Here is a 14,921-nt window from a genome sequence, read left to right on the forward strand (position 1 = left end):
GATGCCTGACGGCGGCCTCACTAAACGACGGCCAGAACAATCGACTTTCGAGTGCCCGTCTGACCGGATTCAACGCGGTCAGACGCTTCCTTCTCGATGAAAAATGCGGCGCGCGGTGCTGTATGGCTCAGATGAGACGGCTTGTCTCGCCAATCGCATATCCGGCAGTGTTGGCGGTTTGACCCCGAAGAGTAAGGGAACAAATACATGGTTGCATTGAAAGACAAGGATCTGTTTCGCCAGCAGGCACTGATCGGCGGCCACTGGCGCGACGCGAGTGCGAAGGCGACGGTTGATGTCATCGATCCTGCCAGCCAGCAAGTTCTTGGCACCATCCCCGATATGGGGTGCGAGGAGACCAAGGCTGCCATCAGCGCTGCGGCCGACGCGTTCAAGCATTGGAAGACCAAGGCCCATGCAGAGCGCGCCGCGCTGCTGGAGCGCTGGTATGAGCTCATGCGACACCATGAGCAGGATTTGGCTCTTCTGCTCACGCTGGAGCAGGGCAAGCCACTGGCGGAATCGCTCGGCGAAATCCGCTATGGAGCCTCCTTCGTCAAATGGTTTGCGGAAGAGGCGCGCCGGATCAACGGATCGACGATCCCGTCTCCCACGGTCGATCGCCGCATTCTGGTTTTGAAAGAGCCTGTCGGCGTCTGCGGGATCATTACGCCCTGGAATTTCCCCAACGCGATGATTACACGGAAAGTGGCGCCCGCGCTGGCCGGGGGCTGCACCGTCGTCATCAAGCCCTCTGAATTCACGCCGTTTTCGGCCCTCGCGATCGGTGTGCTGGCGGAGCGGGCAGGAATTCCACCTGGCGTGATCAACATCGTGACGGGCATGCCGGCCGACATTGGCAAGGAGCTGATGGCCAATGAGACCGTCCGCAAGATCTCGTTCACGGGGTCGACCCGCGTCGGCGCGCTGCTGATGAAAGGCGCCGCCGACAACATCAAGCGGCTCAGCCTCGAGCTCGGCGGCAATGCGCCGTTCATCGTTTTCGACGATGCCGATATCGGCCGCGCCGTCGAGGGCGCGATTGCGTCGAAGTTCCGCAATGGCGGACAGACCTGCGTCTGCTGCAATCGCATTCTCGTGCAATCGGGCGTCTACGATGCGTTCGCAGAGAAGCTCGCCGGCAAGGTCGCGAAAATGAAGGTCGGCGCCGGCACCGAAGAGGGGGTCGCAATCGGGCCGATGATCAATGGCGCAGCGATCGAGAAGATCAAGCGGCACGTCATGGACGCGCTGGATAAAGGGGCAAAGATCATCGCTGAGAGTGAGGCGGTGCCGGAGGGCCGGCAATTTGCCCGGCCTCTCGTGCTCGGTGGCGCGACGACCGAGATGCTCCTGGCTTCGGAGGAGACCTTCGGGCCGGTCGCGCCGCTTTTCCGGTTCGAGACGGAGGACGAGGCGATAGCGATCGCAAACGGTACGCCCTTCGGTCTTGCGGCGTATTTCTACACTGAAAACCTGAAGCGTTCCTGGCGTGTTGCCGAAGCGCTGGAGTTCGGCATGGTCGGCCTGAACACCGGCCTGATCTCGACGGAGGTCGCGCCTTTCGGCGGTGTCAAACAGTCGGGCCTGGGACGCGAGGGATCTCAGCTCGGGATAGAAGAATATCTCGAGAGCAAGGCCCTTCATGTCGGCGGCCTGGATTGAGCGTCCATCGGATCTGAAACAAGAAAAGGGGGCGGTTGAACCGCCCCCTTTTCTTTGACCAGCGCAGATCTCTATTGCTGAAGTGCCGCGAGCGATCCCGAAAGAACTGCGCTCAGGCGCTTTTACGAGGAGGCTCCAGGCCGACTGCGGCAGCCAAGCCGCCGATGCCAGAGACCTCGGTGTATTCATAGAAGGGGTTCGCCGGCTCGTGACCGCGGTTCACCCATACCTTGCTCTTGATACCCAGATCGTAGGCGGTCATCAGATCGTAGCGGAACGAGGAGGAGACGTGGGTGATATCTTCCGGGCCGCAGCCCAGCTTGTCGAACATGTATTCGAAGCCTTTCATGTGCGGCTTGTAGGCGCCAGTCTCCTCGGCCGTGATGACCATGTGGAAGGGAGCGCCGAGCTTCTCCACGTTGGACATGATGAGGTTCTTCATGGAGTTCGACAAGATGACCAGCGGGATCTCCTTGGCAACCTTGGCCAGACCAGCCGGGACGTCGGCATGTGGACCCCACGTGTGGATCTCTTCATTGATGCGCTGGGCATCCTCCGGCTGAAAGACGATACCGTTGCGCTTGCAAGCGCGCTCTACTGAATTATGCACGACCTCGAAGTACGGCTTCCACGCGCCAAGAACCTCGTCCAGGCGATAGGCGGCGAAATCCTTGATGAAATTAGCCATCGTCGTGGCAGAAAGTTGAGATCCGTAGGCTCTCCTTGCCGCGCCGGCCATGTCGAAATTGGTCAGCGTGCCGTAACAGTCGAAGGTGATGTATTTCGGTCTAAACGTTGCCATGGCTCGATCCTTTTCGGTCCTCACGCACCGCGCTCCGGTACGACAGGGATCATAGCGGGCAGACGACCGGATAAAGCACCGCTGTCGCGGTGACCGGGAGCAGATTGTGTCGTATCGGATCGGAGCTGTGGCAGAGAGTTGTGCGAAATAGGCGCATCCGACGTGAGCGCCAATGCCTGGCGCGGGCCGATGCCGGCATAAGATGCGGCGCCGATCGTTAATGACAGTCAAAATGCCCCTCGTCCGTGTTCAGCCTGGGAGCAACTGCTGTCTTGGTTATCCTACGTTGAGTGCGAAAACATCGGGATGGCCGCACAAACATTGTGGCTGACTGGAGGACGACATGTTGAGCAACTCGCTGATTGAACTCGATCGCGCGCATCTGATACACCCGGTCTCATCCTACCGCAGCCATGAGGCGTCGGGTGTGCGCGTGCTGAAATCAGCGAAGGGCGCGACCCTGACCGACGCCTCGGGACGTCAATTGCTCGACGGGTTCGCGGGTCTGTGGTGTGTCAATGCCGGCTACGGGCAGGACAGCATCGTCGAGGCGGCCATGAGGCAGTTGCGTGAACTTCCCTATGCGACGGGCTATTTCGGTTTGGGCTCCGAGCCGGCTATCCGGCTGGCCGCCAGGCTGGCCGAATTGGCGCCTGGCGATCTGAACCACGTCTATTTCACCTTGGGCGGCTCCGATGCCGTCGACAGTACGATCCGATTCATTCGCTACTACTATCATGCCAAGGGGACGCCACAGAAGGATCAGTTCATTTCCGTCGAGTCTGGTTACCATGGATCGTCGACGGCAGGGGCCGGCTTGACCGCGCTGCCGGCCTTTCATGCGGGTTTCGGAGTGCCATACAACTGGCAGCACAAAATTCCGTCGCACTACGCCTATCGCAATCCCGTCGGTTCCCATCCCCAGGCTATCATTGCGGCGTCGGTCGCCGCTCTGCGGGCCAAGATCGCCGAGCTCGGCGTCGATCGCGTTGCCGCCTTCTATGTCGAGCCGATACAGGGATCAGGGGGCGTCCTCGTTCCGCCGCCGTCCTGGCTGAAGGCCATGCATGCGGTCTGCAAGGAGCACGATATTCTGTTCGTTGCCGATGAGGTCATCACCGGCTTTGGCCGTGTCGGTCCGCTCTTCGCCTGTGAAGAGGATGACGTCGTGCCGGATCTCATGACCACTGCAAAGGGGCTGACCTCGGGCTACGTGCCGATGGGGGCCGTACTCATGTCCGACGCCGTCTACAACACGATTGCCGATGGCGCCGGCAAGGCGGCCGTCGGCCACGGCTACACCTATTCCGCTCATCCCGTCAGCGCAGCCGTTGGGCTGGCGTGCCTTGATCTCTATGAGAACGGCTTGCTGGAAAACGGCCGGAAGGCCGGGCACCGGCTAATGGAAGGTCTTCGCGCGCTTGCCGATCATCCGCTTGTCGGCGATGTCCGCGGTCGCGGCATGCTGGCTGCAATCGAGCTCGTGACTGACAAGGAGCTCAAGACGCCTCTGCCGGCTGAAGCCGACGCGGCGCGCCGCATCTTCGACCGCGCATGGGACAATGGTCTCGTGATCCGCGCCTTCGCGCAAGGCGTGCTGGGCTATGCGCCGCCGCTGTGCTGCACCGATGACGACATCGACGGCATTATTGAGCGGACAAAGACTACGCTCGACCAGACGCTCGAAGACAAGGACGCCCGCGCGGCGATGAAGGGATGATCACCGCGCTGCCGGTCGGAGATTGTTCTTAGCTATCGAAGATGCTTTCGAGCGGCAGATGGGATTTCACGATCGGGGACTTCAGCACGACGAAACTGAAGTACTTGTCGATGCCGATATCCATCTCGACCAGGCGTTCCATGACCGCCTGGTATTCGCTGATCCCCGCGGTGATGAACTTGACGAGATAGTCGTACCCGCCCGAAACCAGATGGCATTCGACGACCGAATCGATCTTTTCGATCGTCGTGAGAAAGCGAGCGAAATCGATCTGCCGATGATTCTTCAGGGTGATTTCAGCGAAGACCGTCAGAGTTTGCCCGAGCTTGGCAACATCGATCTGGGCGGAATAGCCGGTGATGAAGCCCTCCGTCTGGAGCCTCTTGACGCGCATCAGGCACGGGCTCGGCGAAAGATTTATCAGCTCTGCGAGCTCGACGTTGGAAATGCGCCCGTTCTTCTGCAGTTCGCATAAAATCCTGATGTCGATCTTATCGAGCTTCATAGCAATGCCATCAGATGGGGCCGACAACGGCGTCAGGGCTTTGAGTCTTCAGCGTCATATGCATTGTCATAGCATCAACCAGCAGCTTTTCCCAACGAGGCGGAAACTGCAATTCAGAACTCGCTGACCTTGCCCCAGGCGCTCATTTTCAGCCGTTCCGGCCTGTAGGGACGCGGGTCGACGATCGGTGCTCGACCGGTGATGATGTCGGCGATCATGTGCCCGGTGCCGGGCCCAATCCCGAAGCCGTGGCCACTGAACCCCGCCGCAAGGATGAAGCCTGGAATGGATTCAACTTCGCCGATTGCCGGAATGCCGTCCGGTGTGCTGTCGATGTAGCCGGCCCAGACGTTTGAGATGGCGAGGTGCCGCAGCTCGGGGACCAGCTTGCACGCGCGTCGATGCGTCAGCCGAATCTGCCTCATGTCGGGGCGGGGATTGAGCGTTCGGTTCAGCTCCATCGGAGTCACCTCGTCGAGCCTCCATTTCGCCAGGGATTCGTGGCCTTGCCGCATGCCCTCGAAGGCCCCAGGGCTGAGGCTTCGCCAGCGGCGGGCGAACATGGGGAGGAATTCGCGGCCGAACCTGACCTGCTGCGGCGTCGGATCTAGTCGCGCGCGCCCGCTGATGGCCAGCGTGTATCCGCCATTGCCGCGTCGCGTGGCCGACACGAGCCCTGCGTAAAGGGCATCAGGCAGGTCGGCCGCGCCCGGGGCCAGGGCGAGAATTGAAGCGCGCACGGATGCCTGCGGGAAGCGAATTCCGAGCTGGTTGCAGAACGAAGATGCCCATGCGCCTCCTGCCATGACCACCGTCTTCGTCCGGATCGTGCCCGCCTCGGTCACCACGCCGTTGACCCGGCCGGCACTGAGCTCGATGCCGCGCGCGGCGCAGAGCTGGTGCACCGTGCCGCCCGCCGCCATGATCGCACGCGCGGCGATGGGGACGGCCTTTGAAGTGTCCGCCGTCCCGTCTGTCGGCGAGAAGACGCCGCCCTTCCACTTGCGACCCGTCGCCTTGCCCCGACCGCTCGCCTCTTCCGAGCTCAACAGATGCGTCGTGACGCCAACGGTCCTGGCGAAGTCTCGCCACTTGGCCCAGCCTGCCAGCTCATTCTCGTCGTTCGACAAATACAATAGGCCGCAGCGGCGAAAGCCCGTGTCTTCACCCGTTTCCTGGGCAACTCGTTCCCAGAGATCGAGGCTCTTGGTCGCAAGCGGCAGCTCGCGTGCGTCGCGGTTCTGTTGGCGGCACCATCCCCAGTTGCGGCTGGACTGCTCGGCGGCGACGCGGCCCTTCTCGAGCAAGGCAACCTTGAGGCCGCGACGCGCGAGATAGTAGCTTGTGAACACGCCTGCGACGCCGCCGCCGATGACGACGACGTCCGCCTCACGAGGCAGGGATGGACTGGATTCGATATGCAGGAGCGGCGCGCTCATCCGACAGGGATCTCCGGTGGTTGCGTAGCGTAACCGGGGAATTGCGGCAGGCCCCGCGGACTTTGGCCATGAGACCGAATATCCTGCGGTTTACTGCCTTTGACACGAGCTATTATTGCGAAAATACTTTGCTTGGGTCGCAGCTTGCAGGCTGCGAGACTGATGCACGTGCTCCTGCGATCCGTCGCGCGCCGCCGCGGCAGGGCTGGCGGCGCAGACTGAAATGCCAAATCGGACTTCGTTTTCAGAAGTTCCTGCTGCTTCGATGCCGGCTTTCGGCGACTCCAGGGTGATTCAAATCGTCAAGATCGGCAGAACGGATCGAAGGATCGAAGTCCATAGAGGCAACCCGCATGAGCCTTGTCGAGGAGCAGATCTTGGCAGAAGCGATCAAGCTATGAGCTCGGCACCATCCATGCTTCGCTTCGATCGAACTGACCTGTTCGGTCGGCGCCGCACTGCGAAGAAGAGTTCTTGCCTCTTGCGCGGGGAGGCCTGAATCATGTCGCAGCCTCCAATGGAGGAATGGCACGTCGAACGTCAAATCGTCGACCTGTCGAAGAAGCGTGGCAAGGCAAAGAACCGAAGGCGCGGCTCGCAGCAGGATGGCCGAACGAAGCTAAAAAGGGAGGATGTTCCGATGGCCTCTGGCGAGCCGGCTGCAGCCCCCGCCGATGTCGCGCTGTCGGTGCGCGAACTGACCGTGAGCCTGCCTGAAGGAATGGAGCGGGCCCACGCCGTCGAGAACATCTCCTTCGATCTCAAACGTGGACAGATTCTCTGCATCATCGGAGAATCTGGATCGGGCAAGTCGGTCACCGCCAATGCGATCATGGGGCTTCTGCCGAAGGTGATCAGGGTCACCTCGGGGGCGATCCACCTGAATGGGACGAACATCGTAGGCCTCGCGCCAGAAAAGCTCCGCAGTCTGCGCGGCCGAGTCGTCTCGATGATCTTTCAAGATCCTCTCTCGGCGCTCAACCCGCTGATGACCGTGGGCGCGCAGATCGAGGAGGTGATGGCCGCGCACGACGTTGGTACGCCGGCCTCGCGTCGCAGCCGGGCCATAGACTTGTTGATTGAAGTGGGTCTGCCTGATCCGCAGCTCATGTATCACCAGTATCCCTTCCGGCTTTCGGGCGGGCAGCGGCAGCGGGTGATGATCGCCATGGCTCTGGCTCTCGAACCTGCGATCCTGATCGCGGACGAGCCGACCACCGCACTCGACGTGACGACCCAGGCGCAGATCCTGCAATTGATCCGCGACATTCAGCGCCGCAAGGGAATGAGCGTCATGTTCATCACCCACGATTTCGGCGTCGTCGCAGAGATTGCCGACCACGTTGTGGTGATGGAGAAGGGCCATTGCGTGGAGCAGGGCAGTGCCGCGCAGGTGCTGAAGTCGCCCAATCATCTCTATACACGCCGCCTGATCGCAGCCGTGCCCCACCTGACCGGCAAGGACCGCGTTCCCTCGGAAGCCGGGGAGCGAGCGTCGATCCTGAAGGTCGAATGCCTGGCAAAGACTTATCGCAGCGGCAGCGCGCTTTTCCGTACACAGCGCATCGTGCCTGCGGTCAATGGGGTCAGCTTCGACCTCACGTCGGGTCGCACGCTCGGCGTCGTTGGGGAAAGCGGTTCCGGCAAGTCGTCGCTCGGTCGGCTGCTGATCAAGCTCATGGAGTGCGACGGCGGCTCGATTCTGTTCGAAGGCCGCGACATCGCTGGGCTTTCCGAAGCCGAGTTTCGGCCGCTACGGCCGAACATCCAGATGATCTTTCAGGATCCTTTCGCATCGCTCAATCCGCGATCGACGGTCGGTCAAATTCTCACTGTCGGCCCGGTCGCGCATGGCATGCCTTATGACAAAGCTTGCGAGCGTGCGCGGGAGCTTCTGTCCCATGTCGGCCTGGATGCAGGCGCCTTTGAGCGCTATCCGCACGAGTTCTCCGGCGGGCAGCGCCAGCGCGTCGGCATCGCGCGGGCGCTGATGTTCAAGCCAAAATTGCTGATTGCCGACGAAGCGGTCTCAGCGCTCGACGTATCGATCCAGGCCCAGATCTTGAAGCTGCTCGACCAGATCCAGCGGGAGACCGGCGTCTCGATGATCTTCATCACGCATGATCTGCGCGTCGCAAGCCAAATCTGCGATGAAATCGCCGTCATGCATCGAGGACAAATCGTGGAACGCGGACCGCCGTCCCAGATATTCCTCGATCCGAAATCCACCTACACGCGAGAACTGGTGGCAGCAATCCCGGGCGAGCAACCCCAGAGCATGCCCGAACATGCAGAGTATGGCGGACAGCACAAGGGAGGAGAGACGTTATGACCAAGGGTTCTGCAACGACATCGAGCTACTCGCGGCGTGATGCTCTGCGAATGGTGGCGATCGGCGGAGCTGCTGGCCTGATCGCGCCCAATCTATTGGGCAAGCCGGCCCACGCGCGCACCTCTCCGACAAAGCCAACCGGCCGCGTGATCGTCGGGCTTGGACAAGAGCCCACCGTCTTCAATCCGCTGATGGTACACATTGAAGTCGATGATGGCGTGCACTTCTCGGTCTTCGACGCGCTGTTCCGCATCGATCCTCAAGGCGTTATCCAGCCCAACCTGGCCATGGAAGTGCCGAACCAGAAGAATGGCGGCATTTCGGAAGACGGTCTCAAATGGCGTATTCGTTTGCGCGACGATGTCCGCTGGCACGACGGCAAACCGTTCAGCGCCGAGGACGTGAAGTTCACGCTCGAGCTGATTACGAATCCGAACTTCCGGAGTTGGCGCACGGCCGGCCATGCTCTCGTGCGCGATATCACGGTGGTCTCGCCGACGGAGATCACGTGGCGAATGGAGGAGGCCTTTGCGCCGTATCTGTCGTTCCTGACCGAAACCTTCATCGTCCCCAAGCACATCCTCGAGAAAGAGGCCAATCCGAACAACGCCGCCTTCAACCAGGCACCGGTCGGCACCGGCGCCTTCAAGTGGAGCAAGAGGGTTGCTGGTGACCATCTCGAACTCGTTGCGAACACCGAGTACTTCGGTGATGGCCCTCACATCGAGAGGCTGGTCTTCAAATACATTCCCGATCTCACGGTCCTCTACACCCAGTTCAAGAGCGGCGACATTGATCTCGTGGGCCAGCCTTACATCACGCCCGATCATTACGGGGAAGCCAAGACGCTGCCAAACCGTGTGGTGACGCTCGTCCCAAGGACCTCGTTCGAATCCTTCTACCTGAACCTCGAGCGCCCGCAGTTCAAGGAGCTGGCCGTTCGCGAGGCGCTCTACGCGGCGATCGACAAGGAGGCGATCATTCAGGGGCTCTATTACGGGGTGCCTACCCCGACAGAGACGTTCATGCCGCGGCAGTCCTTCTTCTTCCACGCCAATCTGCCCCTGCACCAATTTGATGTAAAGCGCGCGGGCAAGATCCTCGATCAGGCCGGCTGGGCAAAGGGCGCGGACGGCATTCGCGCCAAGAACGGCGTTCGCCTGTCCTTTACCAATTCGACCACGTCGGGCGATCCCCTTCGTGAACAGGTGCAGCAGTTCCTGCAGCAGACGTTCGCGCAACTGGGGGTCGAGATGAAGATATCGAACCTGCCCGCCGCCGTGATGTGGGGCGATTTCTGGGTGCAATCGCAGTTCGATTCCGTGATCGTAGGCAGCTCGTATCTGATTGGCGCCGATCCGGACGTCACCAATCGCCTCCACTCGCGCTCGATCGCAGCGAAGGGCGGCCGCGGCTCGAACAATGCCCAATACGCAAATCCGGAGGTCGATGCCCTCCTCGACAAAGGCGCACGCACCTTCGATCCCGAAGCGCGGCGCGCGATCTACTCTCGCGTACAGGAACTCGTGCGCCGCGATCTGCCTTTCCTACCGCTGTATCAGAGCAACTCGGTCGAAGGTCTCAAGAAGGGGATCAATGGATTCGTGCCGAATGGCAACACGCGCACGGAGTCCTGGAACGCGCTCGCCTGGTATTGGGCGAGCTGATGTCTCGCCGGCCGGACCGCGTCGGACGGTGTTGTCACGCTAATGGAGGACTCGAATGTCCGCCTTCCTGGTGAATCGTCTCTTGCAGAGCATTGTGCTGCTGGTGATCGTCTCGATCATCGGCTTCACGGTTCTCAACCTCATGCCGGGTGGTCCTCTGGCGCAGTTCGGGCTCGATCCGGGGATGACCCAGAAAGATGTGGAGCGGCTCGCAGCGCAGCTCGGGTTGAACCGGCCGCTATGGATGCAGTATCTCGATTGGGCCTGGCGGCTGCTCCAGGGCGATTGGGGACACTCGTTCCGCGATGGCTCTTCGGTGCTGACGGTGATTGGTCGACACTTGCTGGCTACGCTACTGCTTATGGGTACGTCCACCGCATTTGCGATCGGGGTCGGTGCCTGGATCGGAATCCGCGGCGCCACCCACCGCTATTCGCTGTTCGACTACTGCGCGACTGTCGGCGCCATGGTGGCGCTGTCCGTTCCGACGTTCTGGTTCGGCCTGATCGGCATCTACATCTTCACCCTGAAGCTGGGTTGGGTGCCCGCAGGCAACATGTACACAATTGGCGACGGCTCGGTACTGGACTATCTGCATCACCTGATCTTGCCGAGCCTGGTGCTGTCCCTCGTTCATGTCGCTATCTGGAGCCGTTACATGCGGACGGCAACGCTCGATGCGCTCAGTCAGGATTTCGTCAAGACGGCCCGGGCCAAGGGCGTGAGCGAACGCCGCATCTTGCTGAAACATGTCATCGGCAATGCGCTGTTGCCGATGATCACGCTGGCAGGGATGCAATTGCCCAGCGTTCTCACCGGCGCGCTGGTCACGGAGACCGTGTTCACCTGGCCGGGCATGGGGCGGCTGTTTCTCGACAGCCTTGGTTACAGCGACTATCCGGTCGTGATGGGGCTGTTGATCTTCTCGGCCATCCTGGTCCTGTTGGGTAATCTGATCGCAGACATCGTGATCGCCACCGTCGATCCGCGCATTCGCCTGGCCTGAGCCTGCAGACTCACGACAGATAAGAGGAGCGAGTAGATATGACCGCCATCGTCGCGCACGCAGCTCCGGCCCGCTGGTGGCACAGCCGTGCCGTTATCCGCTTCATGCGTCACCACCTGGCGCTCTTGGGAATCGCGATGATCACCCTGCTCGTGCTGGCGTGCGCCATCGGTCCCTATGCCTTGCCCTACGATTCGCTCCACATCGATCTGCGCGCCCGCTTTGCTCCGCCGCTGACAGGCAACCATTACTTGGGCACGGATCCCTTAGGGCGAGACCTCGCGGTGCGGCTGTTGATGGCCGGGCGCGTCTCGCTGGCGGTGGGGTTCTCCGCCATGTTGCTGTCGACGTTGATCGGCACGCTCATTGGCGTGACGGCCGGCTATCGCGGGGGTTGGGTCGGGGCGGCATTGATGCGGACGGTCGATGGCTTCCTGTCCTATCCCTCGATCTTTCTCGTGCTGGCGCTGGCCGCAACGCTGCGGCCGAGCCCGGCGATGATCACCGTGATCATTGCCGTCACGAGCTGGATGGAGACTGCGCGAATCGTCGAGGCCGAGGTCCGTTCGCTGCGCGAGCGCGAGTTCGTCCAGGCTGCGCGCATGGTCGGGCTTCGCAGGGCGCACATCATGTTCCGCGAGATCCTGCCCAATGCCATGGGTCCCATCATCGTCGCCGCAAGTCTGGCCGTCGCGCGCGCGATCCTTCTGGAGGCCTATATCAGCTTTCTCGGCTACGGCATCCAGCCGCCGCTGCCCAGCTGGGGCAACATGCTCAATGGCGCCCAGCAATATCTGGCGAGCGCTCCCTGGCTCGCCATCATTCCCGGTGCCGCCATTACGATGGCGGTGACGAGCTTCAACTTCATCGGCGATGGCTTGCGAGATGCCCTCGACGTTCGAAACGACCACATCTGAACGATTTCAACCGAGCCGCGGCTGAAACCAGCGACCATACGAGAACCAAAGCCATGCACGCGCCGAGAGTTGCCGAGAAGGCCACGCCCTATTGGTGGGAAGCCGCGCCGCTTAAGCCGCCGCCGCAGCAGCCAATAGCCAGGAAGCTCGACGTGTTGATCGTGGGCGCGGGCTATGCAGGGCTCTCGGCCGGTCTGGTGCTGGCGCGCGAGGGCCGCTCGGTTGCGGCCTATGACGCCATGGATCCTGGTGAAGGAGCTTCGACGCGCAACGGCGGTATCACCAGCGGATCCATTCGGCCCGATTACGCGACGCTCACGCGCCGGTTCGGAGAGGAGAGGGCGCTGGCGATCGAGGCGGAAGGTAAGGCCGCACGCGAGTTCCTGTACGATTTCATCAGGACGGAGGGCCTCGCCTGCGACTTCCAGCCGGTGGGGCAGTTCAAGGGCGCCTTCGGCTATGAGCAATATGAAGCCATCGCGCGCACCGCCGAGCGGCTCGCAAAGAAGCTTGGGATCGAAGCCTACGCAGTTCCCTATGCCGAACAGCACCAGTATATCGGCACCGATGTCTATCGCGGCGGTACGGTTCGGATGGACATCGGCGGGCTGCACCCGGCGAAATTCCACGCCGAACTGCTGCGGGTCGCGCTCGCTTCCGGTTTGACAGTCCACGCCCGGACGCCCGTGATCTCGATCGACAGAGATGGCTCCGGTTTCCGCGTCGTCACCGCGGCCGGTCCGGTGCAGGCACATCAGGTGCTGGTGTGTACCAACGGTTACACCGATGGCGCCGTGCCCTTCCTGCGCCGTCGGCTGGTCCCGGTTCGCAGCCGGATCATTGCGACGGAGGAGCTTGCGCCCGAAGTCATGGCGCGGCTGATGCCGAAACGCATGATGATCACGGAGAGCCGGGAGGTCGGCTTCTATTATCGGCCCTCGCCTGATGGCAAACGCATCTTGCTGGGCGGCCGCGACAGCTCTCGTGTCGGCGACCCCGTCGCCCCGAAGCTGCTTCTGCGCAAGGGCCTGGTGAATCTGTTCCCTGAGCTGGAGCCCGTTCGCCTCTCACACAGCTGGTTCGGCCATGTGGCCATGAACCGCGACATGATTCCGCGCATTTTCGAGAAGGAAGGTATCGTCTATGCCAGCGGCTTCTGCGGATCGGGCGTGGTCTGGGCGCCATGGGTCGGTATGCATGCGGCCCACAAGCTCATGGGACACGAGGAGAGGGCGCGCACCGCGTTCGACTTCAGGCCTCCGGCCTTCATCCCGTTCTATCGAGGCAATCCGTGGTTCATGCCTGCCTTCATTCAGGGCTACCGGATGCGTGACCGGATCGCGATGTGGCGCGCCAGCCGCTGATGGCCGGCAGCATAGCTTACAACCCAGGTCTGAGTTCCGGAGGCACTTCCGCCTCTCTAAAGAAGATTGACGATGCAGTACGTGTCCACGCGCGGCCATTCAGGCCGCAAGCAATTCTGCGAGGCATTGCTTGAAGGCCTCGCCCCGGATGGCGGGCTGTACGTCCCGGAAACCTATCCTCGTGTGGACCACGCCACGCTGGATGCGTGGCGTACGCTGTCCTACGCCAACCTGGCTTTCGAGATCCTGTCGCTCTATGTCGGCGATATTCCCTCCGCCGACCTGAAAGCCATCTGTGCAAAGACCTACACGCCGGAGATATTCGGAAAGCCTGACATCGCGCCGCTGCGAAAGCTGGAGAGGGGACTTTACCTCCAGGAACTGTCGAATGGTCCCACGTTGGCGTTCAAGGACATGGCCATGCAGTTGCTCGGCAATCTGCTCGAGTACGAGCTGGCGCGCCGGCAGGAGAACTTGAACATTCTTGGTGCGACCAGTGGCGATACCGGAAGCGCGGCAGAATACGCCATGCGCGGCAAGAAAGGGGTGCGGGTGTTCATGCTCTCGCCCCGCGGACGAATGAGCGCCTTTCAACAAGCTCAGATGTTCAGCCTCCAGGACCACAACATCCACAACATCGCGATAGAAGGCGTCTTCGACGATTGCCAGGACATCGTCAAGCGGGTGGCGAGCGATCTGGAGTTCAAGCAGAAATACAAGATCGGTGCGGTGAACTCGATCAACTGGGCGAGGCTCCTTGCGCAGGTCGTCTATTACTTCTCCGGTTATCTGCAGGCGTCCGAACGGGGGGCGACAAGTGTAAGCTTTGCAGTGCCTTCGGGGAATTTCGGAAACATCTGCGCGGGGCATGTTGCGCGCATGATGGGGCTTCCAATATCCCGGCTGGTCCTTGCGACCAACGAGAACGACGTGCTCGACGAGTTTTTCCGTACCGGGGTGTATCGCGTCCGAAGTCGCGCAGACACGCTCGAAACCTCAAGCCCGTCCATGGACATCTCCAAGGCTTCAAATCTCGAACGCTTTGTATTCGACTTGTTAGATCGGGACGCAGAGCGAACGAAATCGCTGTTTGCTGATCAGCTCGGGGAGCGAGGCTCGTTCGATCTGAGTGGAGAATCCAGATTTGCAGAGGCTACAGCCCGTTTCGGCTTCCGTAGCGGAAGGAGCACACATGCCGATCGGCTCGCGACCATCCGTGACACGTGGAAGCGTCGGAACACCGTGATCGATCCACATACGGCAGATGGCGTGAAGGTCGGGCGCATGCACGCGAGTCCCGAGATGCCGATGATTGTGCTCGAAACTGCTCTGCCGATCAAATTCGCCGCGACGATCAAGGAAGCTCTGGGCCGTGAGCCCGATCGCCCGCAAAGCTACGATGGCATTGAGAAGTTGCCGAGGCGGGTCAAAGTCCTTCCCGCGAATGCCCAGGCTGTCAAGAACTACATCACCGAGATTGTGCGCGATAAAGCCTGCTGAACGG

Annotated in this window: 11 protein-coding genes; 8 read left to right on the forward strand and 3 right to left on the reverse strand. The window is 61.3% G+C overall.

Annotated elements, in window-relative coordinates:
• Nucleotides 1–207: 207 nt before the first annotated feature.
• Complete coding sequence (locus BM190_RS03870) at nt 208–1,665, forward strand: NAD-dependent succinate-semialdehyde dehydrogenase (RefSeq protein ID WP_092252115.1); 1,458 nt, start codon at nt 208–210, stop codon at nt 1,663–1,665.
• A 112-nt stretch (nt 1,666–1,777) separates the two neighbouring features.
• On the opposite strand, the gene BM190_RS03875 is transcribed toward BM190_RS03870, so the two are convergent.
• Nucleotides 1,778–2,467 carry a haloacid dehalogenase type II gene (locus BM190_RS03875; protein ID WP_092252117.1) on the reverse strand — a complete coding sequence of 230 codons (690 nt, stop codon included), beginning with the start codon at nt 2,465–2,467 and terminating at the stop codon, nt 1,778–1,780.
• 343 nt (nt 2,468–2,810) lie between these two features.
• Here BM190_RS03875 and BM190_RS03880 point away from each other — a divergent pair, with 343 nt between their 5' ends.
• A complete protein-coding gene (locus tag BM190_RS03880) occupies nt 2,811–4,187 on the forward strand; it encodes an aspartate aminotransferase family protein (RefSeq protein WP_092252119.1) in 1,377 nt (458 codons plus the stop codon).
• Between the two features lie 28 nt (nt 4,188–4,215).
• Here the strand turns inward: BM190_RS03880 and BM190_RS03885 are convergent, their stop codons facing one another.
• Complete coding sequence (locus tag BM190_RS03885; RefSeq protein WP_018321783.1) at nt 4,216–4,692, reverse strand: Lrp/AsnC family transcriptional regulator; 477 nt, start codon at nt 4,690–4,692, stop codon at nt 4,216–4,218.
• A 113-nt stretch (nt 4,693–4,805) separates the two neighbouring features.
• On the reverse strand, nt 4,806–6,131 hold the full coding sequence (locus tag BM190_RS03890) for an NAD(P)/FAD-dependent oxidoreductase (RefSeq protein ID WP_092252121.1): 1,326 nt from the start codon (nt 6,129–6,131) through the stop codon (nt 4,806–4,808).
• A 640-nt stretch (nt 6,132–6,771) separates the two neighbouring features.
• On the opposite strand from BM190_RS03890, the gene BM190_RS03895 reads away from it, so the two are divergent.
• The 6 genes from BM190_RS03895 (at nt 6,772) to thrC (ending at nt 14,917) form a co-directional block, all read left to right on the forward strand.
• On the forward strand, nt 6,772–8,463 hold the full coding sequence (locus tag BM190_RS03895) for an ABC transporter ATP-binding protein (RefSeq protein WP_092252999.1): 1,692 nt from the start codon (nt 6,772–6,774) through the stop codon (nt 8,461–8,463).
• Nucleotides 8,460–10,130, forward strand: a complete 1,671-nt coding sequence (locus BM190_RS03900; protein ID WP_092252123.1) for a peptide ABC transporter substrate-binding protein — start codon at nt 8,460–8,462, stop codon at nt 10,128–10,130. Before BM190_RS03895 ends, BM190_RS03900 begins: the two co-directional genes overlap by 4 nt.
• Nucleotides 10,131–10,185: 55 nt before the next feature.
• Nucleotides 10,186–11,136, forward strand: coding sequence for an ABC transporter permease (locus BM190_RS03905; RefSeq protein WP_092252125.1), 951 nt, complete (start codon nt 10,186–10,188; stop codon nt 11,134–11,136).
• A gap of 38 nt (nt 11,137–11,174) precedes the next feature.
• Nucleotides 11,175–12,053 carry an ABC transporter permease gene (locus tag BM190_RS03910; RefSeq protein ID WP_018321788.1) on the forward strand — a complete coding sequence of 293 codons (879 nt, stop codon included), beginning with the start codon at nt 11,175–11,177 and terminating at the stop codon, nt 12,051–12,053.
• A 53-nt stretch (nt 12,054–12,106) separates the two neighbouring features.
• A complete protein-coding gene (locus tag BM190_RS03915) occupies nt 12,107–13,417 on the forward strand; it encodes an NAD(P)/FAD-dependent oxidoreductase (protein WP_092252127.1) in 1,311 nt (436 codons plus the stop codon).
• Between the two features lie 72 nt (nt 13,418–13,489).
• Nucleotides 13,490–14,917 carry a threonine synthase gene (gene thrC, locus BM190_RS03920; RefSeq protein WP_092252129.1) on the forward strand — a complete coding sequence of 476 codons (1,428 nt, stop codon included), beginning with the start codon at nt 13,490–13,492 and terminating at the stop codon, nt 14,915–14,917.
• The last annotated feature ends 4 nt before the right edge of the window (nt 14,918–14,921 follow it).

Origin of the sequence: Bradyrhizobium sp. Rc3b, from assembly GCF_900114915.1 — a bacterium.
In the GTDB taxonomy this organism is placed as follows: Bacteria; Pseudomonadota; Alphaproteobacteria; order Rhizobiales; family Xanthobacteraceae; genus Bradyrhizobium.

What these genes read in the sequence shown, in the direction of transcription:
- BM190_RS03885 (WP_018321783.1), bottom strand. Translation starts at nt 4,692, where the DNA reads ATGAAGCTCGATAAGATCGACATCAGGATTTTATGCGAACTGCAGAAG.
- BM190_RS03905 (WP_092252125.1), top strand. Translation starts at nt 10,186, where the DNA reads ATGTCCGCCTTCCTGGTGAATCGTCTCTTGCAGAGCATTGTGCTGCTG.
- BM190_RS03895 (WP_092252999.1), top strand. Translation starts at nt 6,772, where the DNA reads ATGGCCTCTGGCGAGCCGGCTGCAGCCCCCGCCGATGTCGCGCTGTCG.
- BM190_RS03890 (WP_092252121.1), bottom strand. Translation starts at nt 6,131, where the DNA reads ATGAGCGCGCCGCTCCTGCATATCGAATCCAGTCCATCCCTGCCTCGT.
- BM190_RS03910 (WP_018321788.1), top strand. Translation starts at nt 11,175, where the DNA reads ATGACCGCCATCGTCGCGCACGCAGCTCCGGCCCGCTGGTGGCACAGC.
- BM190_RS03880 (WP_092252119.1), top strand. Translation starts at nt 2,811, where the DNA reads ATGTTGAGCAACTCGCTGATTGAACTCGATCGCGCGCATCTGATACAC.
- BM190_RS03900 (WP_092252123.1), top strand. Translation starts at nt 8,460, where the DNA reads ATGACCAAGGGTTCTGCAACGACATCGAGCTACTCGCGGCGTGATGCT.
- thrC (WP_092252129.1), top strand. Translation starts at nt 13,490, where the DNA reads ATGCAGTACGTGTCCACGCGCGGCCATTCAGGCCGCAAGCAATTCTGC.
- BM190_RS03915 (WP_092252127.1), top strand. Translation starts at nt 12,107, where the DNA reads ATGCACGCGCCGAGAGTTGCCGAGAAGGCCACGCCCTATTGGTGGGAA.
- BM190_RS03870 (WP_092252115.1), top strand. Translation starts at nt 208, where the DNA reads ATGGTTGCATTGAAAGACAAGGATCTGTTTCGCCAGCAGGCACTGATC.
- BM190_RS03875 (WP_092252117.1), bottom strand. Translation starts at nt 2,467, where the DNA reads ATGGCAACGTTTAGACCGAAATACATCACCTTCGACTGTTACGGCACG.